Raw genomic sequence first — 19,871 nt, forward strand, 5'->3', positions numbered from 1 at the left:
CCGGTCAGGACAGCCACTTCTTCCACGTGGACTCGTGGCTGTCCACCCACTTCTTCGCCGCGTCCTCCGGCGTCATCTTCTTGTCGGCGATCATCAGGGAGACCTCGTTCTGGTCCTCGGTCGTCCACTTGAACTTCTTCAGGAAGGCCGCCGCCTTGCCGCCGTTCTTCGCGAAGTCCGTGTTGAGGTACTTCTCCAGCGGCGTGTGCGGGTAGGCGCAGGCGACCTTGTCCGGGTCGGCGTCGCAGCCCTCCTTGTACGGCGGCAGCTTCACCTCGGTCATCGGGACCTTCTTGAACAGCCACTGCGGCTGGTACCAGTAGGTGAGGAAGGGCTTCTTCTCCTTGGCGAACTGCCTCATCTGCGTGATCTGCGCGGCCTCGGAGCCGGCGAACACCACCTGGTAGTCCAGCTTCAGGTTCTTCACCAGCGCCTTGTCGTTGGTGACGTAGGACGGCGAACCGTCCATCAGCTGGCCCTTGCTGCCGCTCTCCGGGGTGCGGAAGAGGTCGGCGTACTTGTTGAGGTTCTTCCAGTTGGTGATGTCCGGGTGCTGCTTGGCGAGGTACGTCGGGACGAACCAGCCGATGTGCCCGGTGACGCCGAGGCCGCCGCCGCGCTGAATCGTCTTCTTGTCGTCGACGTACCGCTTCTCCTGCTCCGGGTGGCCCCAGTCCTCCAGGAGCGCGTCGACGCGGCCCTGGCTGAGCGCGTCCCAGGCGGGCACCTCGTCGACCTGGACGGTGTCGACCCGGTAGCCGAGCTCGTGCTCCAGGATGTACTGGGCGACGGCCACGTTGGCCTGCGCGCCCACCCAGGACTGCACGGACAGGGTCACGGTCTTGGAGCCCTGCGCGTTGGCGAAGGGCGAGGCCTGCTTGGTCATGTCGGCGGCACCGCAGCCGGTGAGCAGCGCCAGGGAGCTCGCCGCGGCGATCACGGCAGTCTTACGGACCTTGCGGACGCGCATGTCACGCTCCCTTCTTCGCGCGGCGTTCGGTGGGCTGGGTCACCCGGTCGAGCATCAGGCCGAGGCAGACGATCGCGGCGCCGGCCACCAGACCGGTCGCCAGGTCGCCCTGGGCGAGGCCGAAGACCACGTCGTAGCCGAGGGCGCCACCGCCGACCAGGCCGCCGATGACGACGACGGCGAGGACCAGCACGAGGCCCTGGTTGACGGCGAGCAGCAGCGCGCGGCGGGCCAGCGGGAGCTGCACCTGCCGCAGTTGCTGCCAGCTGGTCGCGCCGAGGGAGCTCGAGGACTCCAGCGCGGCCGGGTCGACCTGGCGCAGGCCCTGGGTGGTGATGCGGACGACCGCGGGGAGGGCGTAGACGATCGCGGCCGCGACGGCCGGGGCGCGGCCGACGCCGAACAGGGCGACGACCGGGATCAGGTAGACGAACTGCGGCATCGTCTGGAACACGTCGAGGACCGGGCGCAGCGCCCGCTCCAGGCGGTCGCTGCGGGCCGCGGCGATACCGACGGCGAACCCGACGACCAGGGTGACGGCGACGGCCGCGAGGACCTGCGACAGCGTGTCCAGGGACGGCTTCCAGACGCCGAGCACACCGATCGCGGCCATGGCGAGGACGGCGGTGAGGGCGGTGCGCCAGGTGCCGATGACCCAGGCCAGGGCGGCGACGATCAGCAGCACCGACCACCAGGGCAGCCACTGCAGGCCGTCGCGCATCGGGTCGAGCACCCAGGTGGTGAAGTGGCCGGCCCAGTCGGCGGTGCCGCCGATGTAAGGGACGCCCGAGTAGAGGTGCGCGGTCATCCAGTCGACGGCCCGGTTGACCGGTTCGGCGATGCCGACGGTCCAGGTCTCGGGCCAGTCGAGCCGGCCCGCGAGTCGCCCGGCGACGGCCACGGCGACGACGCCGACGAGGGCGAACAGCCAGCCGAGTCCGCTGCGGGGCTCCGGTTCGGCGCCGAGCCGCTCCCCCGCCGCGCCCGTGACGCGGTCCAGGACGACGGCCAGCAGCACGATCGGGATGCCGGCGGCGAGCGCGGCACCGACATCGACGGAGGCCAGGGCCTGGTAGACGCGGTCACCGAGACCGCCCGCGCCGATGACGGCCGCGATGACGGCCATGGACAGCGCCATCATGATCGTCTGGTTGACGCCGAGCAGGAGTTCCTTGCGGGCCAGCGGGATCCGGGCGGTCAGCAGCCGCTGGCGTGCGGTGGAGCCGAGCGACTCGACGGCCTCCAGCACCGACTTGTCGGCGCCGCGCAGACCGAGCGAGGTCAGGCGTGCCATGGGCGGGGCGGCGTAGATGACGGTGGCCAGGACGGCCGCCGGGACACCGATGCCGAAGACCAGGACGACGGGCAGCAGATAGGCGAAGGCGGGCAGCACCTGCATGGTGTCCAGGACGGGACGCAGGGCCCGGTCCATCCGGTCGGACAGCCCGGACGCGAGTCCGAGCAGCACACCCACGACGACCGACGCGAGGACCGCGACGACCATCAGGGCGAGGGTCTGCATGGTCGGCACCCACATGCCGAGCAGGCCGCAGGCGAGGAACGCGGCGGCGGTGCCGAGGGCCAGCTTCACGCCCGCCACCCGCCAGGCGACCAGCGCGCCCAGGGCCGTCACGCCCGCCCAGCCGACGGCCAGGAGGGTGAGGTAGACGGCGCGTACGGCGATGACGACGACGTTGCTGACGTGGCCGAAGAAGTAGAGGAACAGCGGGTGGCTGTCGCGGTTGTCGATGATCCAGTCGCTGGCCTTGGCGAGCGGCTCGGAGAAGTCGACGGTCAGCGCGCTCGGCCAGGTGCCGCTCGCCCAGCGGGCGTTCGCCAGCGGCACGAGGACCGCCGCGGCGAGGGCCAGCAGGAAGAGCTTCTGGACGGCACGCTTCTTCAGCAGTCCGGGCAGGCCGAGGCGGGGCGGGTTCGCGGTGATGGTCGCCATCACACCGCCTCCTTGGGCTGTTCGGTGCCCGGCGGCTCGGGCTGCTCCGTACCGGCGACGACCCCGAGGAGCGTGTCGGAGTCGACCACGCCCACGCAGCGGCCCTTGTCCACGACACGGGCCGGTGCGCCGGCGCGGGCGACCGCCTCGATCGCCTCGGAGACCGTGGCGTCGGGCCGGACCGCGGGTCCGCTGCCGTCCTGATCCGCCGTGGGGCGGCGCATGGCGGTGCGGACGGTCATGACCTGCTCGCGCGGGACGTCCCGGACGAACTCGCGGACGTAGTCGTCGGCGGGCGAGCCCACGATCTCCTCGGGCGTGCCGAGCTGCACGATCCGGCCGCCCCGCATCAGGGCGATGCGGTCGCCCAGCTTGAGGGCCTCCTGGAGGTCGTGGGTGATGAAGACCATCGTCCGGCCCTCCTCGTGGTGGAGCCGGACCACCTCCTCCTGCATCTCGCGCCGGATCAGCGGGTCGAGCGCGCTGAACGGCTCGTCGAAGAGCAGCACTTCGGGGTCTACGGCGAGCGCGCGGGCCAGGCCGACGCGCTGCTGCTGGCCGCCGGAGAGCTGGCCGGGGCGGCGGTGCTCCATGCCCTCCAGGCCGACCTTGGCGACGACCTCGGCCGCCCGCTCACGCCGCTCGGCCTTGCCCATGCCCTGGATCTCCAGGCCGTAGGCGACGTTGTCGAGGACCGTGCGGTGCGGCAGCAGGCCGAAGTGCTGGAAGACCATGGCGGCGCGGTGCCGGCGCAGTTCGCGCAGCCGGGAGCGGTCCATGGCGCGGACGTCCTCGCCGTCGATGACGATGGTGCCCGCCGTCGGTTCGATCAGCCGGGTCAGACAGCGCACCAGCGTGGACTTGCCGGAGCCGGACAGGCCCATGACGACGAAGACCTCGCCCTTGCGCACGTCGAAGCTGACGTCGCGGACGGCGGCCGTGCAGCCGGTGCGGGAGCGCAGTTCGGCCGGGTCGAGGGCGGTGAGCTCGGGGTCGCCCGGGACGCGGTCGGCCTTCGGGCCGAACACCTTCCACAGGCCCTCCACCGAGAAGACGGGGGTCGTGTCCATGGTCTGCTCCGTGGGGGGCTCGAGGGTCGCGGTCACTTGGAACCACCTCCGATCAGTTCGGCGGCCTTCTCCCCGACCATGAGCACTCCGATCATCGGGTTCACGGTGGTCATGGTGGGGAACACGGAGGCGTCGGCGATGCGGATGCCTTCCAGGCCGCGGATGCGCAGCTCGGGGTCGACGACGGCGAGCCGGTCGTCGTCGGCGCCCATCTTGCAGGTGCCGGCGGGGTGGTAGACGGTGTGGGCGACCTTGCGGGCGTACTCGCTGAGCTCCTCGTCACCGGTGACGTCCGGGCCGGGGGCCACCTCGCGCTTGAGCCAGCCGGCCAGCGGCTCGGTCTTGGCGATCTCACGGGCGATCTTGATGCCGTCGACGAGGGTCTTGCCGTCGTAGTCGTCCTCGTCGGTGAAGTAGCGGAAGTCCAGGGCGGGCTTGACCTCGGGGTCGGCGCTGGTCAGGTACAGCCGGCCGCGGCTCTTCGGCTTGGGGATGTTCGGGGTCATCGAGACGCCGAACTCGGGCCGCTGGTAGCCCAGTCGTTCCGGGTTGTCCGTGAAGGGGATCTGGTAGAAGTGGAACATCAGGTCGGGGTGGGGCAGTTCGGGGTCGCGCCGCACGAACAGGCCGGCGTCGGAGTCCATCGCGGAGTTCTCCGGGATGGGCCCGTTGGTCTCCCACACGATGACCGACTCGGGGTGGTCGAGCAGGTTCTCGCCGACGCCCGGCAGGTCGTGCGCGACGGGGATGCCGAGCTTCTCCAGGTCGGCCTTGGGGCCGATGCCGGAGTGCATCAGCAGCCGGGGGGAGTCGACGGCGCCGGCGCACAGCAGCACCTCGCCGCGGGCCTTGACCAGGATCTCCTCGCCGTCCTTGGTGCGCACGTGCACGCCCTCGGCGCGGTTGCCGTCCAGCTCCAGCTTGTACGCCCAGGTCTCCAGCAGGATCGTCAGGTTGGGCCGCTCGTCCATCACCGGGTGCAGGTACGCCACCGACGCCGAGGAGCGCTTGTTGTTCTCGGGGTGGTAGGCGAGGTCGAAGAAGCCGACGCCCTCGGTGAAGGGCTTCTTGTTGAAGCCCTCCACGCGGGGCACGTTCAGCGCCGCCTGCGCCGCGTCGACGAAGTCCCGGGCGATGGCGTTGCGGTCCTGCTCGTCGACCGGGACGACGTTGTTGAGCAGACGCGCGAAGTACGCCTCCATCTGCACCGCGCCCCAGCCCTTGGCGCCGGCGTCCTCCCACTCGTCCCAGTCGGCCGGCAGCGGCTTGAAGGCGATCAGGGTGTTGTGCGAGGAACAGCCGCCCAGGACCCGGGCCCGGCTGTGCCGGATATGCGAGTTTCCGCGTGGCTGCTCGGTGGTGGGGTAGTCGTAGTCGAGTTCGCCGCCCAGCAGGCCCATCCAACGGCGCAGGGTCAGCACGTCGTCACGGCCGACGTCGCTGGGGCCGCCCTCGATGACGGCGACGGTGACGTCGGGGTTCTCGGTCAGGCGGGAGGCAATGACGGAACCTGCGGTTCCGCCGCCTATCACGACATAGTCGTACTCATGGACGGTGTGGGACATGGCTTGCTTGCTCCAGTGGGGATGAAGTGGACGGGCTCGAAGGGTGGGGAGGTCGGCCCGGGCCGGGGGGAGGTCGGCCCGGGCCGGGGGCTCAGCCCGCGAACCAGCGCACCGGCTGGGGAGCGAGGTTCTGGTAGACGTGCTTGGTCTCCCGGTACTCGGCGAGGCCGGCCGGGCCGAGCTCCCGGCCCACTCCGCTCTTGCCGAAACCGCCCCATTCCGCCTGCGGCAGGTAGGGGTGGAAGTCGTTGATCCAGATCGTGCCGTGGCGCAGCCGGCCGGCCACGCGCCGGGCGCGGCCCGCGTCGGCGGTCCAGACACCGCCCGCGAGCCCGTACTCGGTGTCGTTGGCGAGGGCGACGGCCTCGTCCTCGGTGCGGAAGGTCTCGACGGTGACGACCGGCCCGAAGACCTCCTCCCGCACGACGCGCATCTCACGGTGGCAGTGGTCGAGGACGGTCGGCTCGTAGAAGTAGCCGTTCTCGGGGCGCTGCGGGGAGGGTGCGGGGCGCTTGCCGCCGGAGCGCAGCACCGCGCCCTCCTGGAGGGCGGACTCGACGTAGGCCTCCACCTTGGCGCGCTGCTGCTCGGAGACGAGCGGGCCGCACTCGACGCCGTCCTCGGTGCCGCGCCCCAGGCGGATCTTCTCGGCACGCCGGGCGAGTTCGGTGACGAACCGGTCCCGGACCGACTCCTCGATGATGAGGCGGGCGCCGGCCGAGCAGACCTGGCCGCTGTGGATGAAGGCGGCGTTGAGGGCCTGGTCGACGGCGGTGTCGAAGCCCTCGTCGGTGGCGCAGGCGTCGGCGAAGACCACGTTGGGGTTCTTGCCGCCGAGTTCGAGGGCGACCTTCTTGACGCCGGGCGCGGCGGCCTGGGCCACCTTGGTGCCGCTGACCAGACCGCCGGTGAAGGAGACCAGGTCGACGTCGGGGTGCTCGGAGAGCCGTGCGCCCACCGAATGGCCCGGGCCGGTGACGATGTTGGCGACGCCCTCGGGCAGCCCGGCCTCGACGAGCAGCTCGATCAGCGCGATGGTCGTCATCGGGGTGATCTCGCTCGGCTTGATGACGAAGGTGTTGCCGGCGGCGAGGGCCGGGGCGACCTTCCAGCTGGCCTGGAGCAGCGGGTAGTTCCAGGGCGTGATCATCGTGCAGACGCCTATGGGCTCGTGCACGACGACGCTGTGGATGTCGGGCGAGCCCGCGTCCACGACCCGGCCCGGCGCCTCACCCGCGACCAGGTCGGCGAAGTAGCGGAAGGCGTCGGCGACACAGTCGATGTCGACACGGCCCTCCTCGACGGTCTTGCCGGCGTCCTGGGCCTCCAGCCGTCCGAGCTGCTCACGGTCGCGCACCAGCAGGTCGGCGACGCGGCGCAGCAGTGCGGCCCGTTCGGTGACGGGCGTGCGCGGCCACTCCCCCTCGTCGAAGGCGCGCCGGGCGGCGGCGATCGCCAGGTCGGTGTCCTTCTCGTCCCCCTCCGCGACGAGGGCGAAGGGCAGGGCGTCCGCGGGGTCGAGGATCTCGCGGGTGGCACCGGAGACGGCGGCACGCCATTCTCCTCCCGCATGGATGGTTTTACGTGCCTGAAGTTCGGTACTTTCCGCCATGATCCGTAACTGCCCTTCCGTTCCTGTTCAGCGCCCTTGTCTCACACATGTGTGACACAGGAGACCGAGTTCGCCTGCCCGGGGCTCCCGGTTGCATGCGCAATCCATGGCTGAAAGTGCGCGGCATCACTGAACATGCGGGCAAACATGGACAAATAGCCCATGAAATGCTCCTGGAACGCCCGCAGGCCCCGCACCGGAAGCAACCGGTGGGGGCCTGCGGGAAACGCTGAGAGGCGTCGGTCAGATGAGGCCGAGGCCGCGGACCGCCTCGCGCTCCTCCTCGAGCTCCTTGACGGAGGCGTCGATCCGGGCGCGGGAGAACTCGTTGATCTCCAGGCCCTGGACGATCTCGTACGTGCCGTCCTTGGTGGTGACGGGGAAGGAGGAGATGAGCCCCTCCGGCACGCCGTACGAACCGTCGGACGGGATGCCCATGGAGACCCAGTCGCCCTCGGCGGTGCCATTGACCCAGCTGTGGACGTGGTCGATGGCGGCGTTGGCGGCGGAGGCGGCCGACGAGGCGCCGCGGGCCTCGATGATGGCGGCGCCGCGCTTGGCGACGGTCGGGATGAAGTCCTCGGCCAGCCACTTCTCGTCGTTCACGACCTCGGCGGCGTTCTTGCCGGCGATGGTGGCGTGGAAGATGTCCGGGTACTGGGTGGCGGAGTGGTTGCCCCAGATGGTGAGCCGCTTGATGTCGGCGACCGTCGAGCCCGTCTTCTTCGCGAGCTGGGTCAGCGCGCGGTTGTGGTCGAGGCGGGTCATCGCGGTGAAGCGCTCCGCCGGGACGTCCGGCGCGGCGGCCTGTGCGATGAGGGCGTTGGTGTTGGCCGGGTTGCCGACGACGAGGATCTTGACGTCGTCCGCGGCGTGGTCGTTGATGGCCTTGCCCTGCGGCTTGAAGATGCCGCCGTTGGCCTCCAGCAGGTCGCCGCGCTCCATGCCCTTGGTGCGGGGGCGGGCGCCGACGAGCAGGCCCACGTTCGTGCCGTCGAAGGCGACGTTCGGGTCGTCCGTGATGTCGATGCCCTGGAGCAGCGGGAACGCGCAGTCGTCCAGCTCCATGGCCGTGCCCTCGGCGGCCTTCAGGGCCGGCGTGATCTCCAGGAGGCGCAGCTTCACCGGCACGTCCGCGCCGAGCAGCTGACCGGAGGCGATGCGGAAGAGCAGGGCGTAACCGATCTGGCCGGCCGCGCCGGTGACGGTGACGTTCACGGGAGTGCGGGTCATGGCGTTCTCCGTATGACAGCTGGCGGTGGGGCGGGGTCCCTGCCCCGGACGTTTGATCGATCTCTTGGCGTCAAGAGATCCATCCAGCGGTCAGGCTATCGCGCATCCGGGATCCCGGACGGCCGGGTCGGTGTGGCCCACCCCACAACCCATCGCATGCCCGTACAAGAGGCGGCCGCCCGTCCGGGAGAGGAGGACGAAGGCGGCCGCCTGGGGGGAACCGACCGTGCCGGACTCCCGTGGGGGTATGGCTCGCGTGCCCCCGATTCGGCCGCGCATTCCTCCGTCTCCGAAATTTGTTCCCACCGGGCGGACGGCCGGGGCACGCGGCGGCGAGGGGGACGCCGTGACCGGTGCGAGGGGGACCACCGGGCGCCAGGTCTACCGACCGCAGGACGCTGAGCGACCCACCGGGCGTGACACCGCACACCGGGATACACGGGCGGCGGCGAGGACGCGGGCATCGGCGCCGGCCGTCCTGGCCCCGCCGCCACCGGTACGAAGGGGACCACCGGGCACGGGGCCTACCGGCCGCAGGACGCCGAGCGACCCACCGGGACAGGACACCGCACACCGGTACACACGGCGGCGAGGGCCGGTGCGAAGGGGATTACCGGGCACAGACCCCACCGACCGCAGGATGCCGAGCGACCCGCCGGGCGGGCACCGTGCCGGTGCCGGACACCGCGCCGGGCGTCCCGCCGCCCCGCGCACGGGTGTCCCGCCGCCCAGCGCGGGCCCCGCGCCGTGTGCTGGACGGACCGGCCTGCGTGTGACGGTCCGCATGCGGGTGGCGGAGCAGCCCCCCGACGCAGCCCCTGCTACTCGGTGCAGCCCTGTACGCCGGACGCGAGCGTTGCGCAGGCCTTGGCGTCGGCGGCGCTCTTCACGGCCACCATCGGCGTGTACGCGATCGCGTCCCCGGCCTCGGTGATGTTGCCGGTCTCCTTCGTCTTGCCCACGCTGACCTGGACCTCGTCGCCCTGGGTCGCCTGGGTGATACGTGCCCAGGCCGCCTTGCAGGTCTCGCTGTAGCGGACCTCCACCGTGGTCGTGCCGACGGTCGCCGTCCGGGCCGTGGTCACCAGGTCACCGCTGCACCCCATGGCCTCCGCGTCCTTGCCGGTGCAGCTGTCACCGCTGCACTTCACGCCGGGCGGCAGGTTCGGGTCCGTGCTGGCGGACGGCGAGGGGGACTTGGTGGCGCCCTTGGCCTCGTCGTCACCACCGCCGCCGGTGAGGTAGAACGCACCGGCTATCACCACGAGCACGCCCACCACACCCGCGAGGAATGTCGCGGTCCGCTTCTTGCCGCCGAGGCCGCCGGCACCACCGGCGCGGGCCGGGGCAGCGCCCCGCGGGGGTGTGTCGTTCGCGCCCGCCCCCGCGCCTCGGGCCGAGGCAGGGCCGCCGGACGCCCCGACGGAGCCGCCGGGCCCCGAACCGGGCCGGGAGCCGCTATCCGTACCGGAGCCGCTACCGGCTCCGGAGCCGCCTGATCCGGAGCCGCTGCCGCGCGCCCCGGTCGGCGACGGGCCCTTGTACCCGGCCAGCCCCCAGGAGTTGCCCTCGGTCGCACCACCCCGGCCGCCGTCCTCCCGCACACCGCCGCCGGTGGAGTCCTGCACCTCGGGGGCCGTCGGCTGCGCCGGGACCGTCGGGGAGACCCCGGCCGGGCCCGCGATGCCGGGCGTGACCGTGGTGTTGCCGCTCCTGCGGGGCGTGTCGCCGCCGCCCGCCGAGGCCGTCCGGCCGTCGCCCTTGGAGGCGGTCGAAGGGCCGCCGAAGTCCTGCCCGCCGAACTCCCCGAGCGCGGCCCGCGCCTGGGATATCCGGATGGCCTCCATCGTCATGTCGTGCCGCATCTCCGAGCGGCTCCAGGCGCGCTCGGCGAGCTCCCACATGGTGGTCAGGTGCACCGGGTTCGTCCCGGTGACCTCGGCCAGGGCCACGATCGCGCCCTTGGGCGCGAGCAGCCGGCCGTTCAGATAACGCTCCCAGGACGTCTTGCTGTATCCCGTGCGGTCCGCCAACGACGCGATGCTCAGACCACTGCGGTCCACGAGCCTGCGCAACTGGCTGGTGAACTCCCTGATCTGCGGATCGAGTTCATCCGGCAAGGCCTTCCAACGAGGCATTGCTTCCCCCCTCTTCCCCCCGGTTCGTGCTGTTGCTTCCCGCGCTGTTCGCCCCGCGCGCCGGCGGCCTTGGCCGAGTCCCCGTTCTGGCTACCCACAGGGATGCGCACACTCAGGATCTCAGTTCCCTGACGGGGGGCGCACAGAAGCATGGGACCGCGCGCGGTACACCCCGGACCGTCCTGATTGTCCATGCCACCGGGGTGTCGCACCACTTCGTGCGAAATCAGGCAAGCGACGTACCGGAACCGTCACTTCCGTGCCACAGCGTACTGACAGCCGTTGAACAGGCCGTTCGCGGTGCACGAGGGTGGGGCGTGGCGGCGGCCCGTCCTTCCTCGGGGGAGAGGACGGGCCGTCGTTCGCTCATTCGTTCGTGACGGTGAAGTGCAGCGTGTCCTTCAGGAACGGGAGCTGCACCCACGGTTCCGGCTGCGCCATCAGGGCCAGCATGACGATCACGACGCCCATCACGCCGTAAGTGACGATGTCCGTGAAGCGGGACCGGACGGCGAGCATGCCGACATCCGGTAGCAGCCAGCGCATCGCGCCGCCGCCCAGCAGCGCGGTGCCGATCATCAGGATTCCGAGCCGGAACTGACCGAACGCGGTCACGATCAGGCCGAGTCCGGCCAGTCCCAGTACGGCGAGCACGGGCCACTGCCGGGCCGGCGCGGGCGCGTCACCGGGCGCCGCCCGGCCACCGCCCTCGGGCCGTGCGGTGTCCTTGGTGAACAGCGGAAACCGCCGAGTGACCCGCCGCGGCCGCCCCTCGGCATCGGGAGCGCTGACGGGATCCCGGACGGTGAGTTCCTCGGCCGCCTCCTGCCCGCCCGAGCCGGCCTGCCCGTCCCCACCGGTCGCGTCACTCCGCCCGACGGCGACGTCCTGCGAGCTCCGCACAGCACCCGCGCTCCGGGTGCCCTCCTCGGACCCAGCGCTCCGGGTGCCCTGAGGGACCCCGTCGCTCTCGGCGCCCCCCGCGGCCCTCGCGCTCTCGGTGTCCTGGGCGGCCCCGGCGTCCTTCCCGCTCTGCCCGGACCCAGCGATCGGCGTGCTGCCGGCGCCCGCGGCGCCCCGCTCAGCCGGCACTGCGCTCCGCCGCCTCGACCACGTTGACGAGCAGCTGGGCGCGGGTCATCGGACCGACCCCGCCGGGGTTCGGGGAGATCCAGCCGGCGACCTCGGCCACGTCGGGGTGGACGTCGCCCACGATCTTGCCCTCGGCGCTGCGGGAGACGCCGACGTCGAGGACGGCCGCGCCCGGCTTGACGTCCTCCGCGCGGATCAGATGGGCGGAACCGGCCGCGGCGACGATGATGTCCGCGCGCTTGAGGTGCGCCGACAGGTCACGCGTGCCGGTGTGGCACTGGGTCACGGTCGCGTTCTCGCTGCGCCGCGTCAGCAGCAGCGGCATCGGCCGGCCGATGGTCACACCGCGGCCGACCACCACGACCTCCGCGCCCTTGATCTCCACGCCGTAGCGGCGGAGCAGGGTCAGGACACCGTTGGGGGTGCAGGGCAGCGGGGCCGGCTCGTTCAGGACCAGGCGGCCGAGGTTCATCGGGTGGAGCCCGTCCGCGTCCTTGTCCGGGTCCATCAGTTCCAGGATGCGGTTCTCGTCGATGCCCTTGGGCAGCGGCAGTTGCACGATGTAACCCGTGCAGGCCGGGTCCTCGTTCAGCTCGCGCACGGCCGCCTCGATCTCCTCCTGCGTGGCGGTGCCGGGCAGCTCGCGCTGGATGGAGGCGATACCGACCTGCGCGCAGTCGCGGTGCTTGCCGGCGACGTACTTCTGGCTGCCGGGGTCGTCCCCGACGAGGATCGTGCCGAGGCCGGGCGTGACGCCCTTCTCCTTCAGCGCCGCCACGCGGGCGGTCAGATCGGACTTGATCGCGGCTGCGGTGGCCTTGCCATCGAGAATCTGGGCGGTCATGGCCCCATCCTCGCGGATGACCCCGCCACGGTTCCAATCCGGCCGCAATCCGGGCACCAGGGGGCCCGTCCCCCCGTATCCGCCCAAGATCAGTGATGTTGCACTTGCACAACACATCGGGAATGCGGCTGGACAAGCCCGTCAGTGGTGAAGAACGATGACCTGACAAGTGCCGCGGGCGGTTCAACGGGGGGACGGTCGCAATCTGAAGAAGTCTCCTCCGTGCGGATGCCACGCGTTGTCCCCGCACTCGGAAACACAACGGAGGAACTTCGCCATGAGCTACGGCGACCCGAACAACCCCTACGGCGCGCCCCAGGGGCAGCAGCCGCAGCAGCAGCAGCAGCCGGGCTACGGCTACCCGCAGCAGCAGGGACAGGCGCCCGGTTACGGCTACCCGCAGGCCCCGCCGGTCTCCCCCTACGGTGCCGGCCCCGCCGCCCCGACCACGATGCCCAGCTCGGTGAGCGCGGCCCGCGTGATGGTGTGGGTGATCGTCGGTCTGCAGGTCGTCGGCGTGGCGCTGCTCGCCTTCGCCGCCGCGGCCCTCAACGCCGCGAAGGACGACGAGTCCCTCCAGGACAACACCGCCTTCCAGGACCTGGTCGGTCAGTCGACCGGCGTGATCTGGGGCTACGTGGTGTTCGGCATCGCCTGGCTGGTGTTCGCGGCCGTCCTGGCGACGAAGTTCAAGAACGGCGGCAACGGCGCCCGGGTCACGATCCTGGTCTTCGCCATCATCACGGCCGTCCTGGGTCTCTACCCGTTCGTCATCATCGGCCTGGTCCACACCATCCTGGGCATTCTGGTCGCGGTGTTCGTCGGCAACGCGAACGGCAAGGCCTGGTTCAACCGCCCCAAGTACTGAACGGACCGCGGCGAGCGGACCAGTTCACGCCAATCACATCCAAGGGCCGTGTCTCACCCGTACGAGGGGGGCACGGCCCTGGTGCGTCGCCCTAGTCTGACGGTGGTAGCTGTCAGGCACGGGGAGAGCACCTTGTACAGCATCATCGTGGTACCTCCGCCGACCACGGAGGACGAGCGAAACCGCAGCCAGATCAGACTCGCGCCCGGCGAACGCCTCACCTTCGGCCGGTCCGCGCACGACAACGACCTCCACATCGCCCACGACGGAGTCTCCCGGCGGGCCGGAGAGATCACCGCGCACGGCGCCTTCTGGATCCTCAGCAATCTCAGCCGGGAACAGACCTACGTGGTGGAGAACCCGGAGGGCGCGGGCGAGCACGTCAAGGTGGCGCCCGGCCGGCTGGACGCGCCGATCCCCTTCGAGTTCTCACGGATCGTGCTGCCCGCCGCCGGCGACCTGCTGACGCTCCAGGTGTGGGCACCGCGCCACGACTACCTCAGCGGCACGGGCGGCCTCGACGGCACCACCACCGCACCGGCCTTCTCCCTCGACCGCAGCAAGCGCTACTTCGCGGTCCTGGCCGCCCTGTGCGAACCCCGCCTGCGCGGTACCCCGCACGCCCCGGTGCCGACCGTCGACCAGGTCGCCGACCGGCTGCGCCCCGCCTGGCCGGCCGCGTCCCGCACGTCGGTGCAGTGGAACATCGACTACCTGGCCGTGAAGCTGCGCCTCAAACCGGGCCCGGAAAGCGCGGACCCGGGCCCGCGGCTGAACGGGAAGAAGGAGTCCCTGGTCTCCCTGGCGCTCCGCTTCGACCTGGTCCGCGAGGACGACCTGGCCGTGCTGGCCGCCCCGCCGGGCCGGGTGACCCGGTGACCGAGCCCTACGCCGTGCCCGTGCCGAAGGGCTACCGGGTCGGCGTCTGGGAGGTGCGCGAGCCGATCGCGACCGGCGCTTTCGGCAGTGTGTACGCGGCCCGGCGCGTCGGGGAGAGCACCGAGCTGCCCCGGACGGCCGCCCTGAAGTTCCTGCCCACCGGCACGGCCACGCCCCGCCGGCTCAGCCATCTGCGGGAGCTGATCGAGCGGGAGGTCGAGCTGTACCGGCGGCTGAGACATCCGCGGCTGGTGCGGATGTACGAGACGCTGACGGTCGACGACCCGGGCCACCCCGAGCTGGACGGCGCCACCGTCCTCGTCCTGGAGCGGGCCGAGGGCTCGCTGTCCGCCCTGCTCACCGCGACGCCCCGGCCAGGGACGGGCCCCACGCTGCTCGCGCAGATCTGCGAGGGCCTGGCCCAGCTGCACGACGCCGGCTGGGTGCACGGCGACCTGAAGCCGGCCAACGTGCTGCTGATGGCCGACGGTTCGGTCCGCCTCGCCGACTTCAACATGGCGGCCGAACTGGAGGGCACCCACGCCTACACACCGGCCTTCTCCACCCCCGACTACACCCCGCCCGAGCTCCTGTGGACCGAGATCGGCGAACGGGGCCGCCGCATCCGGCCGTCCGCCGACGTGTGGGCCTTCGGTGTCCTGGCTCACCTGGTCCTCACCGACTCCTTCCCGCTGCCCGGCGCCACCCCGACGGCCCGCCGCGACGCGGCCGCCGCCTACGCCCGCGGCGCCGACGAACTGCGCCTGTCGCCCGAACTCCCCGACGTCTGGCGGGACATCATCACCGCCTGTCTGACCCGCACGCACCAGGACCGCATCACCGGCGAGATCCTCCTGCGCCGGACCAGGGCGGCCGCCGCCGGCCTCGCGCACCGCCCGTTCCGGCTCCCTCGCCCCCGTCCGGCCCGCCGCCTGCGCCGTACGTTCGTGGCGGCGGCCGGAGCCTGTGCCGTCGCAGCCCTCTCCGCCCTCGCCTACGGCATCAGCGTCTGGGCCGACAGCGCCCCCGGCGGCAGCGGCTCGGGCGCGACCGCGAACGTCTCCGCCGCCGCCTACGGGGCCTCCGAGCTGCGCACCGACCGGGGCATCCCGCCCGCCTACCGTCTGCTGATCGTGGAGACGGCGCACGACTGCGACCGGCGTGAGGTCACTCCTGTCCTGATCGCCGCCATGCTGAAGGTCGAGAGCGACTTCGACCCGGACCTCTCCGACCCCGCCAACGACGAGTTCGGCATCGCCCGCTGGACCCCGCGCGTCCTGCGCTGGTGGATGAACGAGGACGGCACACCGGGCGAGGCCGTCCCCCAGCCCCCTTTCCCACCCGCCGAGTCCATTCCGGCGATGGGCCGCTACCTGTGCTGGATCGCCCCGCGCCTGGAGGCCGGGGCGCGGGGCGACCGCCGTGTGCTGGTCGCCGCCGCGTACCGGACGTCGTACGGGACGGTGAACAAGGCGGGCGGCGTTCCCCCGAACCACCGCGACTACGCCGCCCGCATCGCCCACTACCTCAAGGAGTACACCCCGCCCCAGGAGAAGTGACCCTGAGACGTGTGAGGTACCTCCTCGGTGGAAAAGGGCATCGGTTGAAAAGGGCACTGCTTCACGCGGCGGGGGATGTGAGGATGATCCCGGATCATCCAACTCGACCGACCTGAAGGCAGGTTCACGCATGAGACGCACTCGCGGTGCCCTGATAGCCGCCGCCGCCCTGACGCCGGCCCTCCTCCTCGCCACCCCGGCCCTCGCCGCCGGCCCGGCCTCCTCGGCCCCCGCCGTGTCGGCCACGGCGGTGACGGACGGCACGCCGGTGGACGAGATGTCGGAGGACGATCTCCGTATCGCGATCCTGCGCATCCTCGCCGACGAGGACAGCGGCCGAGGCGTCGTCAGGGAGGCCAACAAGGCCCTCGACGGCACCGTGGAGGACATGCGCGCGTTCCTGAAGACGGGCTACCGCCTCGCCCAGGCCGAGGACGACCGCGTCGCCATCTTCCGCATCCTCGCCGACCCGGACTCCGGCCGAGGCGTCAAGCGCGAGGCCACCAAGGCCCTCGACACCAACACCCCGGAAGCCCTCCGCGCCTTCCTGGAGACCGGCTACCGCCTCGCCCAGGCCGAGGACGACCGCGTCGCCATCGCCCGCATCCTGGCCGACCCGACCATCAGCCCGGCACTCCGTGCGGCCGCCGAGGAAGCCATCGACGGCACTCCGGAGGAGCTGCGGTACTTCCTCGAGGTCGGACGCTACGAGGTCGACGGCTGACGCGCCGGAGCGGGCCGGAGGCCCGGCGCCGGCCCGCTCCGTCACCCGGTTCTCAGTGGAAGAAGTGCCGCGTCCCGGTGAAGTACATCGTGACGCCGGCCTTCTGCGCGGCCTCCACGACCAGTTCGTCGCGGACCGATCCGCCGGGCTGGACCACGGCCTTCACCCCGGCCGCGGTGAGGATCTCCAGGCCGTCGGGGAAGGGGAAGAAGGCGTCGGAAGCCGCGTAGGAGCCCTGCGCACGCTCGGCGCCCGCCCGCTCCACCGCGAGCTTGGCGGAGTCGACGCGGTTGACCTGCCCCATGCCGACGCCGACCGAGGCACCGTCCTTGGCGAGCAGGATCGCGTTGGACTTGACGGCCCGGCAGGCCTTCCACGCGAAGGCCAGCTCGCTCAGCTCCTCGGCGCTCAGCGCCTCACCGGTCGCCAGCGTCCAGTTCGCCGGGTCGTCGCCGTCGGCCTGGAGCCGGTCGGTCACCTGGAGCAGGGCGCCGCCGTCGATCGGCTTGACCTCGACGGGCGCCGACGGCCCCTCGGGGCAGCGCAGCACACGGATGTTCTTCTTCTTGGTGAGGGCCTCCAGCGCGCCGTCCTCGTAGTCCGGCGCGACGATGACCTCGGTGAAGATCTCCGCGACCTGCTCGGCCATCTCCTTGCTGACCGGCCGGTTGGCGGCGATCACGCCGCCGAACGCCGACAGCGGGTCACAGGCGTGGGCCTTGCGGTGCGCCTCGGCGACGTCCGCGCCGACCGCGATACCGCAGGGGTTGGCGTGCTTGATGATCGCGACGGCCGGCTCGGTGTGGTCGTACGCGGCACGGCGGGCGGCGTCCGTGTCCGTGTAGTTGTTGTACGACATCTCCTTGCCGTGCAGCTGCTCGGCCTCGGCGAGGCCGCCGGTGCCGGACACGTACAGGGCCGCGGGCTGGTGCGGGTTCTCGCCGTAGCGCAGGGTGTGCTCGCGCTCCCAGGTGGCGCCGAGGAAGTCGGGGAACTGCGACTCGTCCACGGGCGCGTAGGAGGAGGCGAACCAGGAGGCCACGGCCACGTCGTAGGCGGCCGTGTGCTGGAACGCCTCGGCGGCGAGCCGCTTGCGGGTGGCGAGGTCGAAGCCGCCGCTCTGGACGGCCTTGAGCACGTCGGCGTACCGGGCCGGGCTGGTGACGACCGCGACCGACGGGTGGTTCTTGGCGGCGGCCCGGACCATCGACGGCCCGCCGATGTCGATCTGCTCCACGCACTCGTCGGGCGTGGCACCGGAGGCGACGGTCTCGCGGAACGGGTAGAGGTTCACCACGACGAGGTCGAACGGCTCGACGCCCAGCTCGGCGAGCTGCCGCTGGTGGTCCTCCAGGCGCAGGTCGGCGAGGATGCCCGCGTGGACCCGGGGGTGCAGGGTCTTGACGCGGCCGTCCAGGCACTCGGGGAAGCCGGTGAGCTCCTCGACCTTGGTGACGGGGACGCCGGCAGCGGCGATCTTCGCGGCGGTGGAGCCGGTGGAGACGAGCTCGACCCCGGCCTCGTGGAGCCCGCGCGCGAGGTCCTCAAGCCCGGTCTTGTCGTAGACGCTGACGAGCGCCCGGCGAAGGGGCCGCTTGTTGCTCTCGGCGGTCACTGGATAACTACCTTTCGTCCCTCAATGCGATAGCCGTTGCGGGCGAGCCGCCCCACGACCTCGACGAGCAGCCTTCGCTCGACTTCCTTGATGCGCTCGTGCAGAGCGCTCTCGTCGTCCTCGTCCCGGACCTCCACCACGCCCTGCGCGATGATCGGGCCGGTGTCGACGCCGTCGTCGACGAAGTGGACGGTGCAGCCGGTGACCTTGGCGCCGTACGCGAGCGCGTCCCGCACACCGTGGGCTCCCGGGAAACTGGGCAGCAGGGCGGGGTGGGTGTTGACGAACCGCCCGCCGAACCGCGCGAGGAACTCCTTGCCGACGATCTTCATGAACCCGGCGGAGACGACGAGGTCGGGCTCGTACGCCGCGACGGCCTCGGCGAGGGCGGCGTCCCACTCCTCGCGGCTGCCGTGGTCCCTGACCTTGCACACGAAGGCCGGCAGTCCGGCGCGCTCGGCGCGGGCCAGTCCCTCGATGCCCTCGCGGTCGGCGCCGACGGCCACGATCTCGGCCCCGTACGCCTGCGCGCCTACGGCGGTGATCTCGTCGAGCAGCGCCTGCAGGTTGGTGCCGGATCCGGAGACCAGCACGACGAGGCGCTTGGCGCGCTGGGCCACGGGCTTGGCGGCCACGGTGGGGGCCTTTCTCGGGGGAGCGTCTGTCCAGGCGGCCGACGCTTGACGTGCGGCATGGCGTTTGTGCATTCATACGAATGCTTCGCGCCCCCGGATACGGGGAAGCCTACGAACCGGTCGGCCGTCAGCAACGATACCGGCACTCCGGACGGCCCCCACGGGACGGGGGCGCGGCCGGAAGGTAGCGTCTGGGCGGAGCCGGTTCGGGAACGTCGTCCGGATGTGGTGCGTTCAGAAGGTGACGGACCCGGATCCGACACCTTCCAGTCCTGTCCACTCGTTCCTACTCACCAACGGGAAGACGCTCACTTGATGCCGGACCGCAGCCTGCGACTCCTCACGTTCCCCCCGCTGTCGGCACAGGGAGGGAAGCGCGGCGCCGTGCTGCTGCGGGAGCGCCCCAGCTCGCCGCCCGACGCGCCTTCCGACGGTGACAGCCGCCGCGGGCGCGGCCCCCAGGAGGACAACCCGTTCGCCCCGCCGCCCGAGGGCACCCCGGACCGGCCCTGGCAGCCGCGGCACCCGTCGGGCGACGACTCCGGGGACGGCGGAGGTGGAGACGGCTCCCGGGGTGACGGCGAGGGTGGCCGCTCGCCGTGGGGCGGTCAGTGGAGCGACCGCCAGCCCGGCCGCTCCCCTGGCGGTTTCGGCGAGCGCCCGCGCGGCGGCCCCGAGGGCCAGGGCGGCGGCCCCCAGGGCGGCCAGAACCCGCGCTGGGACCCGACGGACCCGGCCCAGCGCCGCGCGCGTTACGCCCTGCTGTCCGGCATGTGGGCCTTCTTCTTCGCCCTGTTCAGCTGGCCGTACGTGGCGCTGCTGCTCGGCGCGCTCGCCCTCTACTGGGGTATCAGCGCCCTGCGCGCCAAGCCCCGCAGGCCCGACCCGGACTCCCCCGCCCCCGAACAGCACGGCCGGCCCCAGACGACGGCGGCGGTGAGCGGCCTGGTCACGGCGTCCCTGGCCATCGCCCTGGTGGCCGCGACCTTCACGGCCCAGCTGGTCTACAGCGACTACTACACGTGCACGAAGGACGCCCTCACCAACGAGGCCAAGCAATCCTGCACGCATCTGCTGCCGGACGAGCTGCGGGGCCTGCTGGGGACGAACGACTGA

Annotated in this window: 16 protein-coding genes; 5 read left to right on the forward strand and 11 right to left on the reverse strand. The window is 71.7% G+C overall.

Translation table 11 applies throughout. From position 1 onward, the window contains the following. Nucleotides 1-4: 4 nt before the first annotated feature. The 9 genes from ABZ016_RS04940 to ABZ016_RS04980 form a co-directional block, all read right to left on the reverse strand. On the reverse strand, nt 5-970 hold the full coding sequence (locus tag ABZ016_RS04940; RefSeq protein ID WP_356915142.1) for an ABC transporter substrate-binding protein: 966 nt from the start codon (nt 968-970) through the stop codon (nt 5-7). 1 nt (nt 971) lies between these two features. Further along, the gene (locus ABZ016_RS04945) at nt 972-2,921 is read right to left on the reverse strand and encodes an ABC transporter permease subunit (protein WP_356915143.1); all 1,950 of its coding nucleotides are present in this window, start codon (nt 2,919-2,921) and stop codon (nt 972-974) included. After that, on the reverse strand, nt 2,921-3,991 hold the full coding sequence (locus ABZ016_RS04950) for a glycine betaine/L-proline ABC transporter ATP-binding protein (protein WP_356915144.1): 1,071 nt from the start codon (nt 3,989-3,991) through the stop codon (nt 2,921-2,923). Before ABZ016_RS04950 ends, ABZ016_RS04945 begins: the two co-directional genes overlap by 1 nt. Nucleotides 3,992-4,023: 32 nt before the next feature. Continuing rightward, complete coding sequence (locus ABZ016_RS04955; RefSeq protein ID WP_356915145.1) at nt 4,024-5,556, reverse strand: GMC oxidoreductase; 1,533 nt, start codon at nt 5,554-5,556, stop codon at nt 4,024-4,026. Between the two features lie 91 nt (nt 5,557-5,647). Then, nucleotides 5,648-7,168, reverse strand: a complete 1,521-nt coding sequence (locus ABZ016_RS04960; RefSeq protein ID WP_356915146.1) for an aldehyde dehydrogenase family protein — start codon at nt 7,166-7,168, stop codon at nt 5,648-5,650. A gap of 243 nt (nt 7,169-7,411) precedes the next feature. Beyond that, nucleotides 7,412-8,401 carry a malate dehydrogenase gene (locus tag ABZ016_RS04965; RefSeq protein WP_356915147.1) on the reverse strand — a complete coding sequence of 330 codons (990 nt, stop codon included), beginning with the start codon at nt 8,399-8,401 and terminating at the stop codon, nt 7,412-7,414. An 821-nt stretch (nt 8,402-9,222) separates the two neighbouring features. Further along, nucleotides 9,223-10,539, reverse strand: coding sequence for a DUF2690 domain-containing protein (locus ABZ016_RS04970; RefSeq protein ID WP_356915148.1), 1,317 nt, complete (start codon nt 10,537-10,539; stop codon nt 9,223-9,225). Nucleotides 10,540-10,905: 366 nt separating this feature from the next. Then, a complete protein-coding gene (locus ABZ016_RS04975; protein WP_356915149.1) occupies nt 10,906-11,442 on the reverse strand; it encodes a DUF3017 domain-containing protein in 537 nt (178 codons plus the stop codon). Nucleotides 11,443-11,620: 178 nt separating this feature from the next. Then, on the reverse strand, nt 11,621-12,475 hold the full coding sequence (locus ABZ016_RS04980) for a bifunctional methylenetetrahydrofolate dehydrogenase/methenyltetrahydrofolate cyclohydrolase (RefSeq protein ID WP_356915150.1): 855 nt from the start codon (nt 12,473-12,475) through the stop codon (nt 11,621-11,623). Between the two features lie 277 nt (nt 12,476-12,752). Here ABZ016_RS04980 and ABZ016_RS04985 point away from each other — a divergent pair, with 277 nt between their 5' ends. The 4 genes from ABZ016_RS04985 (at nt 12,753) to ABZ016_RS05000 (ending at nt 16,505) form a co-directional block, all read left to right on the forward strand. Further along, entirely contained in the window at nt 12,753-13,343 is a 591-nt protein-coding gene (locus ABZ016_RS04985; protein ID WP_356915151.1) for a hypothetical protein, read from the forward strand. 132 nt (nt 13,344-13,475) lie between these two features. Next, entirely contained in the window at nt 13,476-14,222 is a 747-nt protein-coding gene (locus ABZ016_RS04990; RefSeq protein ID WP_356915152.1) for an FHA domain-containing protein, read from the forward strand. Next, a complete protein-coding gene (locus ABZ016_RS04995) occupies nt 14,219-15,781 on the forward strand; it encodes a protein kinase (protein WP_356915153.1) in 1,563 nt (520 codons plus the stop codon). The genes ABZ016_RS04990 and ABZ016_RS04995 overlap by 4 nt, the downstream gene beginning before the upstream one ends. Before the next feature lie 130 nt (nt 15,782-15,911). Continuing rightward, nucleotides 15,912-16,505 carry an ALF repeat-containing protein gene (locus ABZ016_RS05000; RefSeq protein ID WP_356915154.1) on the forward strand — a complete coding sequence of 198 codons (594 nt, stop codon included), beginning with the start codon at nt 15,912-15,914 and terminating at the stop codon, nt 16,503-16,505. Nucleotides 16,506-16,557: 52 nt separating this feature from the next. Here the strand turns inward: ABZ016_RS05000 and purH are convergent, their stop codons facing one another. Next, nucleotides 16,558-18,120 (reverse strand): bifunctional phosphoribosylaminoimidazolecarboxamide formyltransferase/IMP cyclohydrolase, encoded by a 1,563-nt coding sequence (purH, locus tag ABZ016_RS05005; protein WP_356915155.1) that lies wholly within the window; start codon nt 18,118-18,120, stop codon nt 16,558-16,560. Beyond that, the gene (gene purN, locus ABZ016_RS05010; RefSeq protein WP_356915156.1) at nt 18,117-18,755 is read right to left on the reverse strand and encodes a phosphoribosylglycinamide formyltransferase; all 639 of its coding nucleotides are present in this window, start codon (nt 18,753-18,755) and stop codon (nt 18,117-18,119) included. Before purN ends, purH begins: the two co-directional genes overlap by 4 nt. 315 nt (nt 18,756-19,070) lie before the next feature. On the opposite strand from purN, the gene ABZ016_RS05015 reads away from it, so the two are divergent. After that, nucleotides 19,071-19,871: a hypothetical protein gene (locus ABZ016_RS05015; RefSeq protein WP_356915157.1), complete on the forward strand. Its 801-nt coding sequence runs from the start codon at nt 19,071-19,073 to the stop codon at nt 19,869-19,871.

The sequence above is a fragment of the Streptomyces sp. NPDC006372 genome (assembly GCF_040612515.1).
In the GTDB taxonomy this organism is placed as follows: domain Bacteria; phylum Actinomycetota; class Actinomycetes; order Streptomycetales; family Streptomycetaceae; genus Streptomyces.